This window comes from Paenibacillus sp. J22R160, from assembly GCF_059692135.1.
Genome location: NZ_JCAUAU010000022.1, coordinates 1 through 14,936 on the forward strand (window position 1 = coordinate 1; position 14,936 = coordinate 14,936).

Here is a 14,936-nt window from a genome sequence, read left to right on the forward strand (position 1 = left end):
GAAGTGCTCCGCTCGACTTGCATGTATTAGGCACGCCGCCAGCGTTCGTCCTGAGCCAGGATCAAACTCTCCATAATAGTTGAACAATTGCTTGTCCGATATCTGAAAGCTGAATAGCTCATTGACTTGCTAACGAGATTAAAAATAATCTCTATTTTTGAACGATTTCTCGTTCGTGCTTACTCACTCGTTGTTCAGTTTTCAAAGATCAATTTCTTTCGCTCTCTGCCGTGTTACCGAAGCAGCGAAAAGTAATATACCATACTATTTTTCATTGTGCAACTCTTTTTTTATTTCTTTTTTCGAGCTGCTTTTACACGCTTATTTCCCGGCTTTCTTGCGGCCGGAATGACAATATAACATGTCCAACAAGTGGAATGCAACTATTTTTTTTCGTTTTTTAAACAAAGAACACCTGCCGCTTGAGCAAGTGTAAAAGTCATCTATTATCCATCATATACGGTATAGCTGTTGACGATCGCCGCGGCGAATGTTACGCGATTGTTTCGGAAGAAATGGAATAGAATCCGAGCTTCCGGAGATTCATCATCATACTTGGGAAAATTGAAGAAATCGTCATCTACCCATCCCTCCCGTCGCAAGCTTTCAATGGATTCGGCAATAACACCTGGGATGACTGGTCTCATAATCGTTGACATATCCTCACTCCTTAACGTTAATATTCCATAGTGATAATCGGTGTACCTGCTGTCAGGCGCCATTTGCCTGTCGTTGATTCCTGATGCAGTGCAAGCTGCAGATTCACCGTTTGATTGCCGCTTTGAATTGAAGTTTGAAACTCATCAGAAGCGAGAGACAAGCTAATCGTCTTGGAATCGCTGTAACTCTCTACCGTTTTGCCTTGAAAAGCTTGCGCTACCGCTTGAACCAGATCGTCGGCACTATTTTTCCCGGACAGCACCTGCTCGTTAACATAACCTTGCACCATCACATTCCATTGTCCTTGGATGCCTAGTTTCTTTAATTGATCGCCTGCTTGCTCCTGCCAATTCATAAGCTCAGATTGATCTGCTTGATCGGACGCATCTAATTTCAGGACGGTGTAGCAGCCGTTTGAGCCAGCAGGACTTGCAACTGTTAAGGTGGCGACCGTGCCGGGAGCAATCTCCGTGCTCGCTGTGTACACTGCATGAGAATTGGACTCGCTCAATTGATCTTCTTGTGGAATTTTGAAGGCTTGAGAAAGCTTCATGCCGGTTTGAAGTATTTTGAGATCGCTGCCAGCGCACGTTCCGTAATAGCCCGTATATTTGAAAGTTATATGCTGCTCATTCATCATGTACGGTTTCACAGTGTTCAAGAGTTGAAGCGCTTCTTGCCCGCTGCGAGCATCTGCATGACGAACCCAACCAAAAATTATGCCGATAATAGAAACTGCAAGAATGGCGTTAATCCAACTTTTCTGCATATAAAAAGGCACCTCTTCACTAGAATCTACAACTCTAGTAAAAGGATGCCCAAATCTATCAAATGCTAAACCGAGCAAGCAGGTCTATTCCAACTCTTTTTCCCGGCGCAAAATCTCCTCCATAGACTTATTAAGCGCAGCCTGCGGGCCAGGGAAGTGCTTGTTATAGTAGGATAAATCCATAATGACCAGGAGTATAAGCATTCCCGCTACGGCATAGCCGGCCATTTGGTTCGGAGGGATGACCATGATGACGCAGATAAAGATAATCCAGAGGAGAGCGACAACTGAAATCATATTGCTGTATTTTCCGAGATTCCAAGGACCGAGATGCTTATCTTGAAATCTTCCTTCGGCTTTGGCCCGGAGCTTCAAGTAAATGGGAATGCCATAGGCAACATAAAGACCTACAACGCTAACCGCCGTTAGGAACGCTATCGTCGTATACGTGGCATCCGGGTTCACCATTTTGATGAGATAGTCGATGAAAGCAAGCAGGAAGGAGAGGATGATGGCCAGCCAGATGGCTTTGGCCGGGGTACGGTATTTTTTGGAAATTTGCGCCCATTGTGTGCTCAGCGGCATCCCTTTATCCCTCGAGAAGGCATACATCATGCGTGAAAAAGAGGTGATGGACGCAAGTCCGCAGAACCACATCGCAGCGGTGACTAGCCACAAAATGACGGAACCGAATGTACCGCCAAGTGCTTGGCTGATGACATAGATGAACGCATTGCTGGAACCAGCAGCAGCGCTAGCATCCTTGATGGACAAGGTGACAAAGGCAAGCATAATGAAACCTATGACAAAGGAATAAGCGACGGATGTGAAAATTCCCCAAGGCGCGCGCACACGCGGATTAATCGTTTCTTCAATGGTATGCGCCGAAGCGTCATAGCCCGTAAACGTCCACTGTGCCTGCAAAAGACCGATCAAAAAGGCAAACATATAAGGTTTATCGGAAAAGGTTTCGCCTACTTGGAACAAGTACGAGACCGGGTTAAGGCTGCCTTTGGTGAAAAAGGCCAGAGACAGGACCAGCACCGCCACTACAGCAATGTGGTACCAGGCGGAGAAGTCGTTCAGCTTCGCAACGATCCGAATACCGATGTGATTGAGGATCCCATGCGTAAGCAAAATGACCGAGAAGCAAATCAACACCGTTGTATTGCTCGATTCATAACCGAAGACGCTCGCAATCAGAGGATCAGCGAACAGCGCGACGGAATAATCGATGCCGGCGACGATGCCGATTTGACCGATGAGGTTGATCCAGGCGGTGTACCAGCCCCAGCGTTTGTTTTTCAGGATCGCAGCCCAATGGTACAAAGCGCCAGCCGTCGGAATAGCCGATGCCAGTTCGGCCATGACTGCCGCAACACACATCACAAAAAACGCAACAATCGGCCAGCCGAAGCCCATCATGCCCGCTCCGCCATAGGTTAATCCGTGACCATACAAAGACACTGCGCCAGTCAGAATGGAAATGATGGAGAATGAGATCGCGAAGTTGGAAAATCCGCCCATACTGCGCAGCAGCTCCTGGGCATAACCGAACTTGTTCAAATCACTTTTGTCTTTGTCCTGATGATTGGAAGATAAGCTCATCTTTACTCCTCCTCATCCATTCCATCGATTTGTACAGCCAAGTCTCATTTCCCCAAGAAGCTTTCATGCTTGCTTTCATCGAACTCCCGAATGCTCTTGTTCGCGATGCTAACGATCCACCCCGCAAACAAACACGTGATCACAACAATTACGATGCCAATCGCCAGTCCCATTCCGCCCCCACCTCCTTCACCGAATGACTTGCTTGTTCAGATTCAGATTTCAAGGTTAACGCCGCTCGTCTTTTGTTCGAGCATTTTATGGACAATGGTGCCGATATGCGCGCCGCCTTCCAGAGGAGGTGTGCCCCCTCGATGAATATTGGATATAACCGTGCGATCGCTCTCTACCGTGCCTTTCCGCGGTTTGTAACAGATGTAGGCACTTAATGATTTGGACGAAACAAGCCCAGGCCGTTCTCCGATCAAAAGCACAAGCACCTCAGGCTGCAAGATTTCGCCGATGTGATCCATTACGGCAACCCGTCCGCCTCGCACGAAAAACGGAATACCTGTGGATAACTTGTAAGCACTCAGCGAGTCAAGAAGCGAAGGATACACATCAGCCAGATTGGCATCTACGGCATTGGCGCTAAGCCCATCAGACACTACGATCTGTACCTGTGGATGCATCTTGCACTTTTGCTGAATAAGGGCGATTCCCTCTTCGGTAACAATACGTCCCATATCGGGGCGTTTTAAGTAGTTTTCCGTATTCTCATAGCGCGTTTCCACGGCAAATAACCCAAATTGGTCCAAAAGCGCCTGACTTGCTTCGCCATAGATGGAATCGACAGCTGCTGCATGGTCACGGCGGAATTTCAGCACCTCTTTGGTCAGCGCTCTCGTTCCCGTCCGCCATACGCCGATTCGCGAAGGTGTGCTCGATAGCAGCTCGTTCATCCCTTCCTCCCATTTGGGACTCGGCACATACGACTGCGACTGCGGCTCTATGTCTGCCGGAATTGGGAGATCAGGAAGAACGGATGGCGGGGACTCCTCCCCTTTGGATACAGGAATGGACAGCTTCTTCTCAAGCTCTGCCATCACCATATCAACCAGCGCATCGATGGGGACAGCCTTGTTCATCGTTACACCTCTTTCACATAAATAGACTCGGGTCTCCTGCAAGCGGCGTTAGCCGGCCGTTTTCCATAATGCCCATTCGAACCAGCCATTGTTCAAAAGCCGGAGCTGGCCGCAGTCTCATTAATTCCCGCAAAGTGGCGATATCGTGATAGCTGGTCGACTGATAGTTAAGCATGCAGTCGTCAGCCATGGCTACTCCGATCAAATAGTTGACGCCTGCGGCGGAAAGCAGTACAGCCAAATTGTCCATATCATTCTGATCCGCCTTCATATGGTTGGTATAGCAAACATCCACTCCCATCGGCAGCCCTTGCAGCTTGCCCATGAAATGGTCCTCCAACCCGGCGCGAATGACCTGTTTGCTATCATATAAATACTCGGGCCCGATGAAGCCAACCACCGTATTGACGATAAACGGCTTATATTTTCGGGCTAGCCCATAACAGCGCGACTCCAGCGTGACCTGATCGATGCCGTGATGAGCTTCCGCGGACAGCTCGGAGCCCTGACCGGTTTCAAAATACCATAGATTCGGTCCCGTCCCGGTGCCCTCCCGCGTTATAAGTTCATCCGCTTCATCCAGAAGAGAGACATCGATGCCAAAAGCTTTATTGCCGTCTTCCGTTCCCGCCAAGCTTTGGAACACCATATCCGCAGGAGCGCCCTGACGAATCGCGCGCATCTGGGTTTTGATATGCGCCAAGACGCAATTCTGCGTAGGGATCTGCCATTTGTCCATGACCTCCTTGGTCATCTGCAAAATATGCTTCACGCTATCTGCCGAATCAATCACGGGATTGATGCCGATCACCGCATCGCCGATCCCATAGCTTAAAGCTTCAAAAAGCGCCGCTTTAATGCCCTGAATATTATCCGTAGGGTGATTGGGCTGAGCCCTTCCGGCGAGTACGCCCTTTTGGCCGATGGTGATGTTGCAATGGCTCGTGACTTCCATCTTGGAGGCGGCCTGCACCAGATCCAGATTCGTCATCATTTTGGCGGCAGCGGCTACTATCTCGCTCGTTAAGCCTCGGGAAAGCCGACGGATTTCTTGATTCCCTGTTTCCTGCCGCAGCAAATACTCCCGCAGCTCAGCTACCGTCCAATTCCGCACCTCGGCATAGATCTTCTCATTTAAAGCATCCTCAATGACTCGTGAAACTTCATCAGTTTCCGGAGGCAGCAGCGGATGGTTGCGGATATCCGCCAGCGTCAAATCGGCAAGCACCTCTTTGGCGGCGATTCTTTCCTTCGCATCCTGCGCGGAGATGCCGGCGAGCTGGTCGCCTGACTTCTCCTCGTTCGCCTTGGCCATCACTTCCTTCAAATCTTTGAATTGAAAAGTTGTGCCGAGCAGCGTCGTTTTCAAATTCATAGACGGCTCTCCTCCCCTCTGCCTTTGCCTTGGAAGGCCAACGTCTTGACCACTACGGGAATCATGATACCGGAAATCGGCTCGCCTAAGTCGATATAATCCCCGTGCTCTACGCGGATCTGATCGATGCAAATGACTTTCGGGCGCTGAGCGCAGCGCTTCGAGAGAGATTGGCCGAGCGCCTTGGCGATGTCCGTTTCACAAATGACGACCATAGCTTCGCTATGAGGAAAATGATGACTAAAACTCGCGTACAACTGATCAGCTATGTATTGAAGGGTTGGGTAAGTTAAGTGGTGCGTCCCTGACAATGCGAGTCCAAACGGAGGTGAACGATCTAGAGCGAATAAGCTTGCGCCATTTCTCATGAGGGTGTCAAACTGGTCTGCAAGCCCACCGCCTTGGACTAGCAGCTGCGGCGAAAGCTCAAGCTTGAGCACGGGCAGATTGCGAATCGGCAGCAGCGATGCATCCAAATGCACCGTAGCGCCGCTGATCTCCGTGCTCTGCATCCCAGCTCCGATGACGGTCGCTCTGACCGTCTGATCCGCTTGGATCAGGCGAGCGGGATACTCAGCGGCCAGCTCTTTCCAGGCGTGAGCGAGCAGCGGGCCGATATCTTGGTGTACGGCAGCGTCCACCAAGTTACGAGGCGGCATGTTCTCCGCCATCAGTTGACCAATACCACCGGATACCATCCATTCTTCTATAGAAGGAATGGCGGCTAGCGGTGGTCCGATCATTAAAGCCGCTAGCTCCGCGCATGAATTGCGGCCGCTTAAATAGTCCATGATGCAGCGGCACATGGCCGTGCAAATCTCGCTCAGCTGCGGCAGGCTCAGCCTGTCGCCTGGCTGAACGGTGTAGCCGGCGCTCTGCAGCCAAGAGCGTATCGACGGCGACACCTCAAGGATCGTGCCGGTCGCATCGATCCGGATGAGCCTGCCGCCGACATGAAAGGCCACCGTGCCGAGCAGCTTGCCTCTATGAAAGATCGCCGCATTGGCCGTCCCTCCGCCGATATCCATGTTGGCGACCGCGCCTCGAAGCTGCAGGGAGCGTTGCTCTGCGCCGGCGCCTTTGCCGGCGAGCAGCCCTTCGAGGTCAGCGCCGGCTGTCGCGACGACGAAATCGCCCGCTCGTTCGGCGAGCAGGTGGAGGATGTGCTGCGCGTTGGTTTTGTTCGCCGTCTCGCCTGTAATGATGACAGCGCCGGATTTGATATCCGCTGGCCGGATGCCGGCCTGCTCGTACTCCTGAGCGACGATGGCCCAAATGCGCTCCGCATGGATCTCATCGCTCCTGAGGAGCGGAGTACTGTAAATCGGGCTTGCGTACAGCAGCTCCCGCTCCGCAATCTGGAAGCGAGGCAAGCTGAGCACGCCTGAGGAGCGCACGATTTTCAGCCGGGAAATCACCATCTTCGTCGTACTTGTTCCGATATCGAGTCCGACACTCGTGATCCATTGGTCAGCCATGTGTCCGCTCACCTACTAAGGCCTCTGCTCCGTCCCGCAGGATGTCATCTGCCAGCTTCGCAAGCGGAATGCGGCTTGCCATGCTCACTTCGCGCATTTTGGCATAAGCCTTCTCTTCGTTCAAAGTGTACTTCTGCATGACGATTCCTTTCGCTTTTTCGATACTTTTGCGTTCCTCTATGGATTGTTTCAGAAGTTTGATATCCTGCTTCAGCGAGTCCATCTTCTCCTTCTGGCTCAAAGCAATCTCGACAGCCGGCAGCAAATCCTCCTCCGACACCGGTTTGACCAGAAAAGCGGCCACCCCCGCCTCGCGCGCATCCTTCACCAACTCCTTCTGACTGTAAGCTGTCAGGAGCAGCACCGATGTATCCTGCTGCAGCTTGCGGATAATATGAGACGCCTTGATGCCGTTCATGACGGGCATTTTAATATCCATAATGGCCAAATCTGGCTTCACGCGAGCGATAAGCTCAATTGCTTCCTCGCCATTCTTGGCCTCGCCTGCGACGAAGTAGCCGCCCTCCTCCAGCATTTCACGGATATCCATGCGGATGATTGGATCATCATCGACGACGACGATGGCATTGTTCATGGCATTTCGTCCTCCTTTGGCTGCGTTCTTGCTATCGGAAATGTAAGCTGCACTTCGGTCCCGCGCTCATCCGTCATGATATCGAGAACCCCGCCTAAATTTTCTTCCACTAATGTCTCTGTGATTTTCAACCCAAGATGTCCTTTCCGCTCCGAATGATTCGCCGCTTTGAAGCCGATGCCGTTATCCGACACTTGAACTCTAACGAAGTTGTTATGGTGCTGCAGAGAAACTTCAATATGCCCGGTACGTCTCTCTCCAAAAGCATGCAGCACACAGTTCTGCACAAGCTCATTAACAACAAGCGCAAGCGTCGTGGCGGCATCAGACTGCAGAATGAGCTCATCCCCGGTAATCGTCGGGACGATGGTCTGATCTGGTTTGGACGAGGAAGAAATAATGTTCTTGATAATACGGTCCACGACCTCGTTAAAATGGATCGTATCCAGTCCTTCAAACGCGAGCATTTCATGAATAACAGCTATCGAATTAATACGGTTGATGCTGTCGCGATACACCCGCTCAACCTCTTCATGTTTCGTTCTTCGCATCTGCAGGCGGAGCAAGCTGGATACGGTTTGCAGATTATTTTTCACGCGATGATGGATCTCCTTGATGACGGCGGATTTGATGATGAGCTGCTTTTCTTTCTCTTTCATATCCGAAATATCGCGCAGCAAAATGATCCCGCCTACCTCCCGCTGATCCCGGTAGATGGACATGGCTTTGAGTTCAAAGGTCACGTGTCCCATTTGCAGCTCCTGCTGGATGAGGCCTGAGCGGCCAAGCACCGTCAATTTCCCATAAAATAACTGGGTTATCGGGGAGCCGTTAGCAGCCTCAGTCGTGTGACCGATTTCCTTCAGCATGTCGAGTGCGCGTGGATTGGTGTAGGTGACCCGCTCCTTGTCATCAAAAACAATAACTCCTTCATGCATTAACGACTGCATGCTGCCCTGCGACATTGCCACATTAAGCAGCGTTTCACTCAGCTGTTCCGTAGTCTCCATTAATCGAGTCACATTCTTCTCCTGCTCTAGCTTCTCGGAAATGTCCTTCTCCATGATGAGCGCGCCGATAACTTGGCCGCTTCTAGACCGAATCGGCACTACATTTTGCTGGATGGCAATCTGCTCCTGCGAAATGCCCCGTGAGCCGATCACGGATTGACCGGAAAGCAGGCAGAACATGACGGCGGGTTCATTTTGCACAAAAGCGTATTGCCCAACGACCGATGTTTTGTACAAGGAGGAGCCTTTGGAGGGACGCGCCTCTGCCACGACTAGCGCCGTACCTTTGTCAGGAAGCGGACAGTCTATGAAGACGTCGGATTCCGATACATCGGCAAATAGTTGGAGATGATCCGCCATCTCTTGGATGGTTTGGGCCTCTTCCTTGCTCAAAAGCGTATACTTGCTGCACAATTCCATAATGGACGCCATGGTGCATCCCTCTTCACTTTAGGATCAAGAGCCTACGATTTGCATAAGCTTATTCTTCAGCTTGGCAATACCTTCGTTTGATGCAGCGGATGTCAGAAAGATTTCGCCTTCCGGCAGCGCCTGCCTCAGAAGTTCAATGGCACGGTCTATATCTGCCTGCAAGTGATCGATTTTGGTCACAGCCCCTAAAGCTGGTACAGCAAAGCCTTGTTCAAATCCAGGAGGAAAATAGTTCCTGTCCCGCGTTGCATCCTGAACCAGCAAAACGGCTGCGGCCCCGTGCGAGGTCGCCATTAACGAGCGGTAATACAGCGGGTTCTCGCTGTACTCGCCGGGAGTGTCGATGACCCAGTCTCGGTAGATGAGGCTTTGGGTTTTGGATGCGGGCTGAGACTCCCCAAATAAGGCTTTGATCAGCGTTGATTTGCCTGCGCCGACGGCACCGATGATCATCACTTTTTTCATAGGCTTATGACCTCGTAATCGGAGCCGTCGAAAATTTCAACTTCTCCAGCAAAAACACATTCACGGCGGCAATCGCCATCTCCACAGCAGCGACTTCTCCTGTGAGCACCAGCGAACCTGTGAAACGGTCCAAGTAGCCGATGCCTACGTCGGCTGCTTTGGTCGCAATGTCCGCTGCGATGATAGCCGTCTCAGTTGGGGTGAGCGTAAGAATCCCAATCGCACTGCGCTCCTCGATGCCGAGCTTCGTATACAAAACCGGATCCGGATTGGCAATGACATGAGCCAGTGTCAGCTGCTTGCCAGGGACATATTCCTGAATTACTCTCTGTTTCTGCTCTTCCATGCTTCCTCCTCGGCTTCCTTCGCGACCTCGAAGCTATCTACAATACCGACGATCATCGCATCGATGGGCACCATTTTATCCTTGAATAAGGTTCTGGCCGGACTGCCCCGGGATACGATCACATGTTCGCCAACACCTGCTCCAATGCGGTCTGCGGCGATAATCGGAGTGCCCGCTTCGCTGCCATTGAAGTCCATCGGCTGGATCACGAGCAGCTTTAAGTTGTCCATACCTGTTTCCTTTTGCGTAGCCCATACACTGCCAATGACTTTACCGTAAAACATAGGACCTCACCCTTCGGCCATATATTCGATTGTGACGCCTCTATCCTTCAGCATGTCGTGCGCTAGCGCGGAGATGATCGTTTTCTTGCCAATTTGCAGTGAACGGAACGAACGATTTCGGAGCTCCCGTGTGACCCATTCTGCGGAGACCAGTTTTCCTTCGAAGATGAAGGTTGATGTTGGCGGGTCAGAAAGCTCAGATGACGCAGGTAGGGCAGCCTCAAGTTCAGCTTTGGGATCATCTCCAAATTCAACCTCAACCTCGCCCCCAACCTCAGCTTTGGAAGCTTCAGGAATTTCCGGAATGTCAGGGCGGATTTTGCTCACGGCTTTTTCGGCCAGCAGCTTACCGGGGGCGAATTCGACGCCGTACATTTGGAGCTCCATTTTGTAATAATCAAAAAGATTGCGATACGGGGTGGGCAGCGTCAGCGTTTGGAGCGTCCGGCGGTCCGCCTTTCTCAATCCTGAGATATCCTCACCGATGAGGACGAATTTATGTTGAACCAGGGTAGAGAAAATGATCTCCGAGACGATCGTCCCTTTCATACCAAGGGCAGCTCTAGCTGCATTATCCAGATCAATCTCTGGAATCACGATGCCATCGTACGCAAGCGGCACCTCAATGGGGGCTGGAGCGAACTCGTCAGAGGCAATTGTACGGCCTCGGCCTCCGCATTCAATCTTGTGCTTGCCGAGCCAGCAGGAGGCTTCGCCGTCCAGGAACATCAGATCATGGTCAATGCCGTGAATATTTAATGTTATAAAATGATCGGTAAAAGCCTCATGCGACGTGCTGTCGTAAAACAGGTAAAGCACCTTCGGCCTTTTGACCTGCTGGCTCAAAATCTCACGAACGATCGCTTCGACCATTTGCTTGATCTCCACCTAGCGCAGCCTCCTTTCGGCATTCGCGGCATTCGTCCTATTATCGTTCCTATGAATGATTTGAACCGTGTCACCTGAATGCAAGCAGGCCGCATTCGCCTCATCCCGATCCATATGAAAATCCAGCGAAAACTCCGGGCTCACCCTCACGATCACATCGGCAAAAATAAGTGGCCGCTCCCCCATCGCTTGCACCAGAATGCGGTCCCCGTGGTTTAGTCGCAAGGACTGGGCCTCATCCGGCGATGCATGAACGTGATTTTTGGCGATAATCAGCCCCTGGGGTAAGTCGACAGTTCCCTTTGTGCTCATGAGAGTAACCCCTGGTGTGCCTGTAAGATCGCCAGATAGGCGAATCGGTGGATGAACGCCGAGCTCGAATCCGTCTGTGCGCGAGATTTCAACTTGGGTCTCACCACGTGAGGGCCCTAAGATGCGGACATTAGAAAGGCTGCCGAGCGGACCTTTGAGTGTCACTGTTTCATGGGCAGCAAACTGCCCCTTCTGAGACAGCTCCCGCAAAGGCGTCAGCTTGTAACCCTTGCCGAACAGCGCTTCAATATGATGAGGTGCGAGGTGCACGTGCCGGTTGGAGACGCCAACAGGAATGAAGTTCAAAGGCGGATGGCCAGATGGTTTGGGCGCCACGCGCAGTAAAGGAATTCCACGCTCCTTCAGGAAATCGGAAGCTGCCGGGGTCAGCTTATCCCCCTCTGTAACCGGAAAAGGGTTCGCCAAACCTTTGGTCAGCTGTGCGCGCAGATACGTTTCCGTAATGAGCGCCATCTTTTACCCTTCAAGCTTAGGAAGAATGAACTCAATGTCTGAGTGCGGACGGGGGATCACATGCACCGAAACCAGCTCCCCCACCTTCTCCGCAGCTGCTGCGCCAGCATCCGTGGCTGCTTTGACGGCGCCAACATCTCCCCTGACCATCACGGTCACTAGCCCGCCGCCTACATGTACTTTCCCAACCAATCTGACATTTGCCGCCTTCACCATCGCATCTGCCGCTTCAATTGAACCTACCAAACCTTTCGTTTCCACTAAACCTAATGCGGCCAATTCTCCTGCCATTGCGATCTCCTCCTTGGATTAAGACACTTGCATATCGGTAAGGACCCTTCTGATGATCTGAGCAACTTCCTCGCGCGTAATACCGAGCTGATTCGTCTTGATTAGGCTGTCCGCCACTTGGCTGGCGACTTGGTTAGGGTCGAGTTCCGAAGGCATTTCTTTGATACCAAAAGCAACCCGCTTAATGTTCAGCAAATGCTGCGGCCCAATATTATCCGATGTAATGTTATTACCAAAAGTTCCACAGCCGAGTGTCATAGAGGGAAAAATCCCTGTTGTGGCACCGATTCCGCCGAATGTTGTTCCCGTGTTAACGACAATGCGTGATGCCGGCTTTTCTAGCCCGAATGCTTCGATGATTGATGTGTCCTCGGCGTGAATGCCGAGTGTATGACCAAGGCCTCCGAGTGTTAACAGCTGAATGCACCTCTGGCAGCCCTCCTGCCAGTCGTTCACCGTGTATAAGGCAAGCACAGGGCAAAGCTTCTCCATGGAAAAAGGGTAGTTGTGCCCGACCTCCGACTCTTCCGCAATTAATATTTGTGCGCTATCCGGGACGCTGATACCTGCTTTGCCCGCAATGGCCTGCGGTGATTGGCCAACGATCTGCGGATTCATCCCCTTAGTTGCCATCAGGATCGAGGCGATCTTCTGCTTTTCGTGAGTGTTGAGGAAATAGGCTCCACGTCGTTGTAATTCTTGGATGAAGTGCGGTTTGATGGCTTGATCCACAACAAGCGCTTGTTCTGAGGCGCAGATCGTGCCGTAGTCGAATGTTTTACTCTGCATGATGTGGCTCACCGCGCTTGGGATGTTAGCACTCTGGTGGATATACACCGGCACATTGCCAGGCCCGACACCATAGGCGGGTTTGCCGGAGCTGTAGGCGGCCTTCACCATGGCGGTTCCGCCTGTGGCCAAGATGAGATCCGTCAGCTTGTGCCGCATGAGCTCCCCGCTAGCCTCCAAAGAAGGATGCGAGAGGCAATGTATGAGCCCCGGCGGTGCTCCCGCACTCTCTGCCGCAACCCGCATGACGGCGGCTGACTCTTGCGAGCTGCGAAGCGCTGACGGGTGCGGGGAGATCACGATCGCGTTGCGTGCTTTCAGCGCGATCAGGCATTTGAACAGCACCGTAGAAGTCGGGTTCGTTGAGGGAATGATTGCCGCAATGGTTCCTACGGGCTGGGCGATTTCCCAGACCTGCTTTGCGTTGTCCTTGCGAATGATACCAACCGTTTGCATGTCCTTTATCGCTGCATAAATGTCCTTTGCGACGAACAGGTTCTTCGCCTTTTTATCGGCGACCTTCCCGAAGCCGGTCTCTTCGACAGCCATAGCGCCGAGCCGCTCAGCTTGCAGCTCTGCCGCTTCAGCCATTGCGGATACGATCGCATCGATTTGTGGCTGCGTCATTTTTTCCAGGAGCTTCTGAGCAGCCTTCGCCTCTTGAAGGTGGCCCCGGACCTCCTGGATCGCTTGCAAATCGCTGTCCAGCTTCATGTCGGCTGCTCTCCTCCTTCAGCGGTCAGCTCCGTGAAAAGTCGGACTAGCTCCGCTTTGCTAACCAGCTGAATATCTCGTCCGGCCAGAGGGAACTTTGGCATGTTTTGGGCGAGCTCTCTGAGCTGGGCGACCGTCATTTTGCTCCAGTTCGTTGTTGTTGCAGGTGGCGCTTCTGGTACAGATACTTTGGGCTGCTCCTCATGCTGGACACTCCGCAGCATCTTGTAGACCGAAGGATCAGGACGCGGGATCACCTGTATGCCGAGCAGCTTACCCACCCGCTTCGCTTCTTCTGCCCCTGCATCTACAGCCGCTTTGACCGCTGCCACATCGCCCCAGATATATACCGTTACGATGCCGGCATCCACCTTCTCGTACATCGTAACCTTCACATCCGCCGTTTTCGCTGCAGCGTCGGCGGCGGCAATCAATGCCGGTAAGCCGTAGGTTTCGATCATGCCCAGGGCTAGCTTCTGTTCAATCATTTCAAACACCTGCCTCTTACTAGCCTATTTTCTTCGGTTCTCTAGCGATGCTTCGAACGGCCTCCGTGAATGCTTCTGCAGCCGCCATACAAGCCGATTGACTGCCTGTCAGTAATCCTCCTGCAAAATTCGTCTCCGTCGGCGGGCCGTAGAATTTGCACATGCGCACATCCGCTGCCTTTAGTGCAGCATCCAGCGCATAAACGGCTTCCAGCGGAGGAGCAATTAAGTAAGCAAGCGGTTCTCCCTCCCCAATACCCGCTTCTTTGGAGAGATACGAACCCGTGCGGGAGATCACATGTGCATAGTACGCGTGTGTGGCGTCGGCATTCAGCGCGTAGAAGCACGCGCCGCTCTCCATCACTTGGATAGCGGCATCCAGCCCGCTTCGCACTTCGTCCGGCGAGTCGCCGCCGATGATGCCGATAAATTCACCGGACAGCGGCCCCGACGCATGTCCGGATCCTGCATAGAACGAGCGGGCATACACCACCTCTACCGCTGCGTTCTTCGTTGCTTCATCGATTGCGGTGTAACCTACATCGTCGATGGATGAAGTAAGTAAGCCGAGGCTGCGGATGCCCGGCTTCAGTTCTAGCTGCTGCGCGAGCCCGGCGTCGACGTTCGGGATGATCCGGACGGCGAGCGGTACGGCGCGTATCGGTTGTGCGTATACGTGAGGGGTCACTCCTTTCACCTCTTCACCTCAGTGATGAAAGCAAAAAGGTGCCTCGGTTCGGAGAACGCTCGACGTTCTTGGACCTGAGGCACCTTTGCCTGTTTTATGCTTTTGTTAATGGATATGCGGTGAGGGGTGGGGATATGCTTAATCGAGTAGCCTGACTTCCCTGTTTTACTCTCATGAATCAT

18 protein-coding genes and 1 rRNA gene are annotated in these 14,936 nt (G+C 52.3%); all 19 read right to left on the minus strand.

The features are described from left to right. Positions 1-77, minus strand: a 16S ribosomal RNA gene (locus tag AC58UW_RS27935); the annotation flags it as partial. A gap of 369 nt (positions 78-446) precedes the next feature. After that, positions 447-659, minus strand: coding sequence for a hypothetical protein (locus AC58UW_RS27940; protein WP_497423836.1), 213 nt, complete (start codon positions 657-659; stop codon positions 447-449). A 17-nt stretch (positions 660-676) separates the two neighbouring features. Continuing rightward, positions 677-1,429: a YwmB family TATA-box binding protein gene (locus tag AC58UW_RS27945; protein ID WP_497423837.1), complete on the minus strand. Its 753-nt coding sequence runs from the start codon at positions 1,427-1,429 to the stop codon at positions 677-679. An 84-nt stretch (positions 1,430-1,513) separates the two neighbouring features. Then, on the minus strand, positions 1,514-3,037 hold the full coding sequence (locus AC58UW_RS27950; protein ID WP_497423838.1) for an amino acid permease: 1,524 nt from the start codon (positions 3,035-3,037) through the stop codon (positions 1,514-1,516). 44 nt (positions 3,038-3,081) lie between these two features. After that, positions 3,082-3,210, minus strand: coding sequence for a hypothetical protein (locus tag AC58UW_RS27955; protein ID WP_477499179.1), 129 nt, complete (start codon positions 3,208-3,210; stop codon positions 3,082-3,084). A gap of 42 nt (positions 3,211-3,252) precedes the next feature. Beyond that, positions 3,253-4,125, minus strand: a complete 873-nt coding sequence (gene eutC / locus AC58UW_RS27960) for an ethanolamine ammonia-lyase subunit EutC (RefSeq protein ID WP_497423839.1) — start codon at positions 4,123-4,125, stop codon at positions 3,253-3,255. Between the two features lie 13 nt (positions 4,126-4,138). Continuing rightward, positions 4,139-5,500 (minus strand): ethanolamine ammonia-lyase subunit EutB, encoded by a 1,362-nt coding sequence (locus AC58UW_RS27965; RefSeq protein ID WP_497423840.1) that lies wholly within the window; start codon positions 5,498-5,500, stop codon positions 4,139-4,141. Continuing rightward, positions 5,497-6,978 (minus strand): ethanolamine ammonia-lyase reactivating factor EutA, encoded by a 1,482-nt coding sequence (locus tag AC58UW_RS27970; RefSeq protein ID WP_497423841.1) that lies wholly within the window; start codon positions 6,976-6,978, stop codon positions 5,497-5,499. The genes AC58UW_RS27965 and AC58UW_RS27970 overlap by 4 nt, the downstream gene beginning before the upstream one ends. After that, positions 6,971-7,573 carry an ANTAR domain-containing response regulator gene (locus AC58UW_RS27975; RefSeq protein ID WP_497423842.1) on the minus strand — a complete coding sequence of 201 codons (603 nt, stop codon included), beginning with the start codon at positions 7,571-7,573 and terminating at the stop codon, positions 6,971-6,973. Before AC58UW_RS27975 ends, AC58UW_RS27970 begins: the two co-directional genes overlap by 8 nt. Then, entirely contained in the window at positions 7,570-9,015 is a 1,446-nt protein-coding gene (locus AC58UW_RS27980) for a GAF domain-containing sensor histidine kinase (protein ID WP_497423843.1), read from the minus strand. The genes AC58UW_RS27975 and AC58UW_RS27980 overlap by 4 nt, the downstream gene beginning before the upstream one ends. Positions 9,016-9,039: 24 nt before the next feature. Continuing rightward, on the minus strand, positions 9,040-9,480 hold the full coding sequence (locus AC58UW_RS27985) for a EutP/PduV family microcompartment system protein (protein WP_497423844.1): 441 nt from the start codon (positions 9,478-9,480) through the stop codon (positions 9,040-9,042). Positions 9,481-9,484: 4 nt separating this feature from the next. Next, entirely contained in the window at positions 9,485-9,826 is a 342-nt protein-coding gene (locus AC58UW_RS27990; RefSeq protein ID WP_497376424.1) for a BMC domain-containing protein, read from the minus strand. Beyond that, positions 9,802-10,110: a EutN/CcmL family microcompartment protein gene (locus AC58UW_RS27995; RefSeq protein ID WP_497423845.1), complete on the minus strand. Its 309-nt coding sequence runs from the start codon at positions 10,108-10,110 to the stop codon at positions 9,802-9,804. The genes AC58UW_RS27990 and AC58UW_RS27995 overlap by 25 nt, the downstream gene beginning before the upstream one ends. A gap of 6 nt (positions 10,111-10,116) precedes the next feature. Then, on the minus strand, positions 10,117-10,998 hold the full coding sequence (locus tag AC58UW_RS28000; protein ID WP_497423846.1) for a hypothetical protein: 882 nt from the start codon (positions 10,996-10,998) through the stop codon (positions 10,117-10,119). Further along, a complete protein-coding gene (pduL, locus tag AC58UW_RS28005) occupies positions 10,999-11,784 on the minus strand; it encodes a phosphate propanoyltransferase (RefSeq protein WP_497423847.1) in 786 nt (261 codons plus the stop codon). It lies immediately after the preceding gene. A 3-nt stretch (positions 11,785-11,787) separates the two neighbouring features. After that, complete coding sequence (locus AC58UW_RS28010; RefSeq protein ID WP_127455654.1) at positions 11,788-12,075, minus strand: BMC domain-containing protein; 288 nt, start codon at positions 12,073-12,075, stop codon at positions 11,788-11,790. An 18-nt stretch (positions 12,076-12,093) separates the two neighbouring features. Next, the gene (locus AC58UW_RS28015) at positions 12,094-13,578 is read right to left on the minus strand and encodes an acetaldehyde dehydrogenase (acetylating) (protein ID WP_497423848.1); all 1,485 of its coding nucleotides are present in this window, start codon (positions 13,576-13,578) and stop codon (positions 12,094-12,096) included. After that, positions 13,575-14,066: a BMC domain-containing protein gene (locus AC58UW_RS28020; protein ID WP_497423849.1), complete on the minus strand. Its 492-nt coding sequence runs from the start codon at positions 14,064-14,066 to the stop codon at positions 13,575-13,577. The genes AC58UW_RS28015 and AC58UW_RS28020 overlap by 4 nt, the downstream gene beginning before the upstream one ends. A gap of 19 nt (positions 14,067-14,085) precedes the next feature. Continuing rightward, on the minus strand, positions 14,086-14,754 hold the full coding sequence (gene eutL / locus AC58UW_RS28025) for an ethanolamine utilization microcompartment protein EutL (RefSeq protein WP_497423850.1): 669 nt from the start codon (positions 14,752-14,754) through the stop codon (positions 14,086-14,088). Positions 14,755-14,936: the final 182 nt, after the last annotated feature.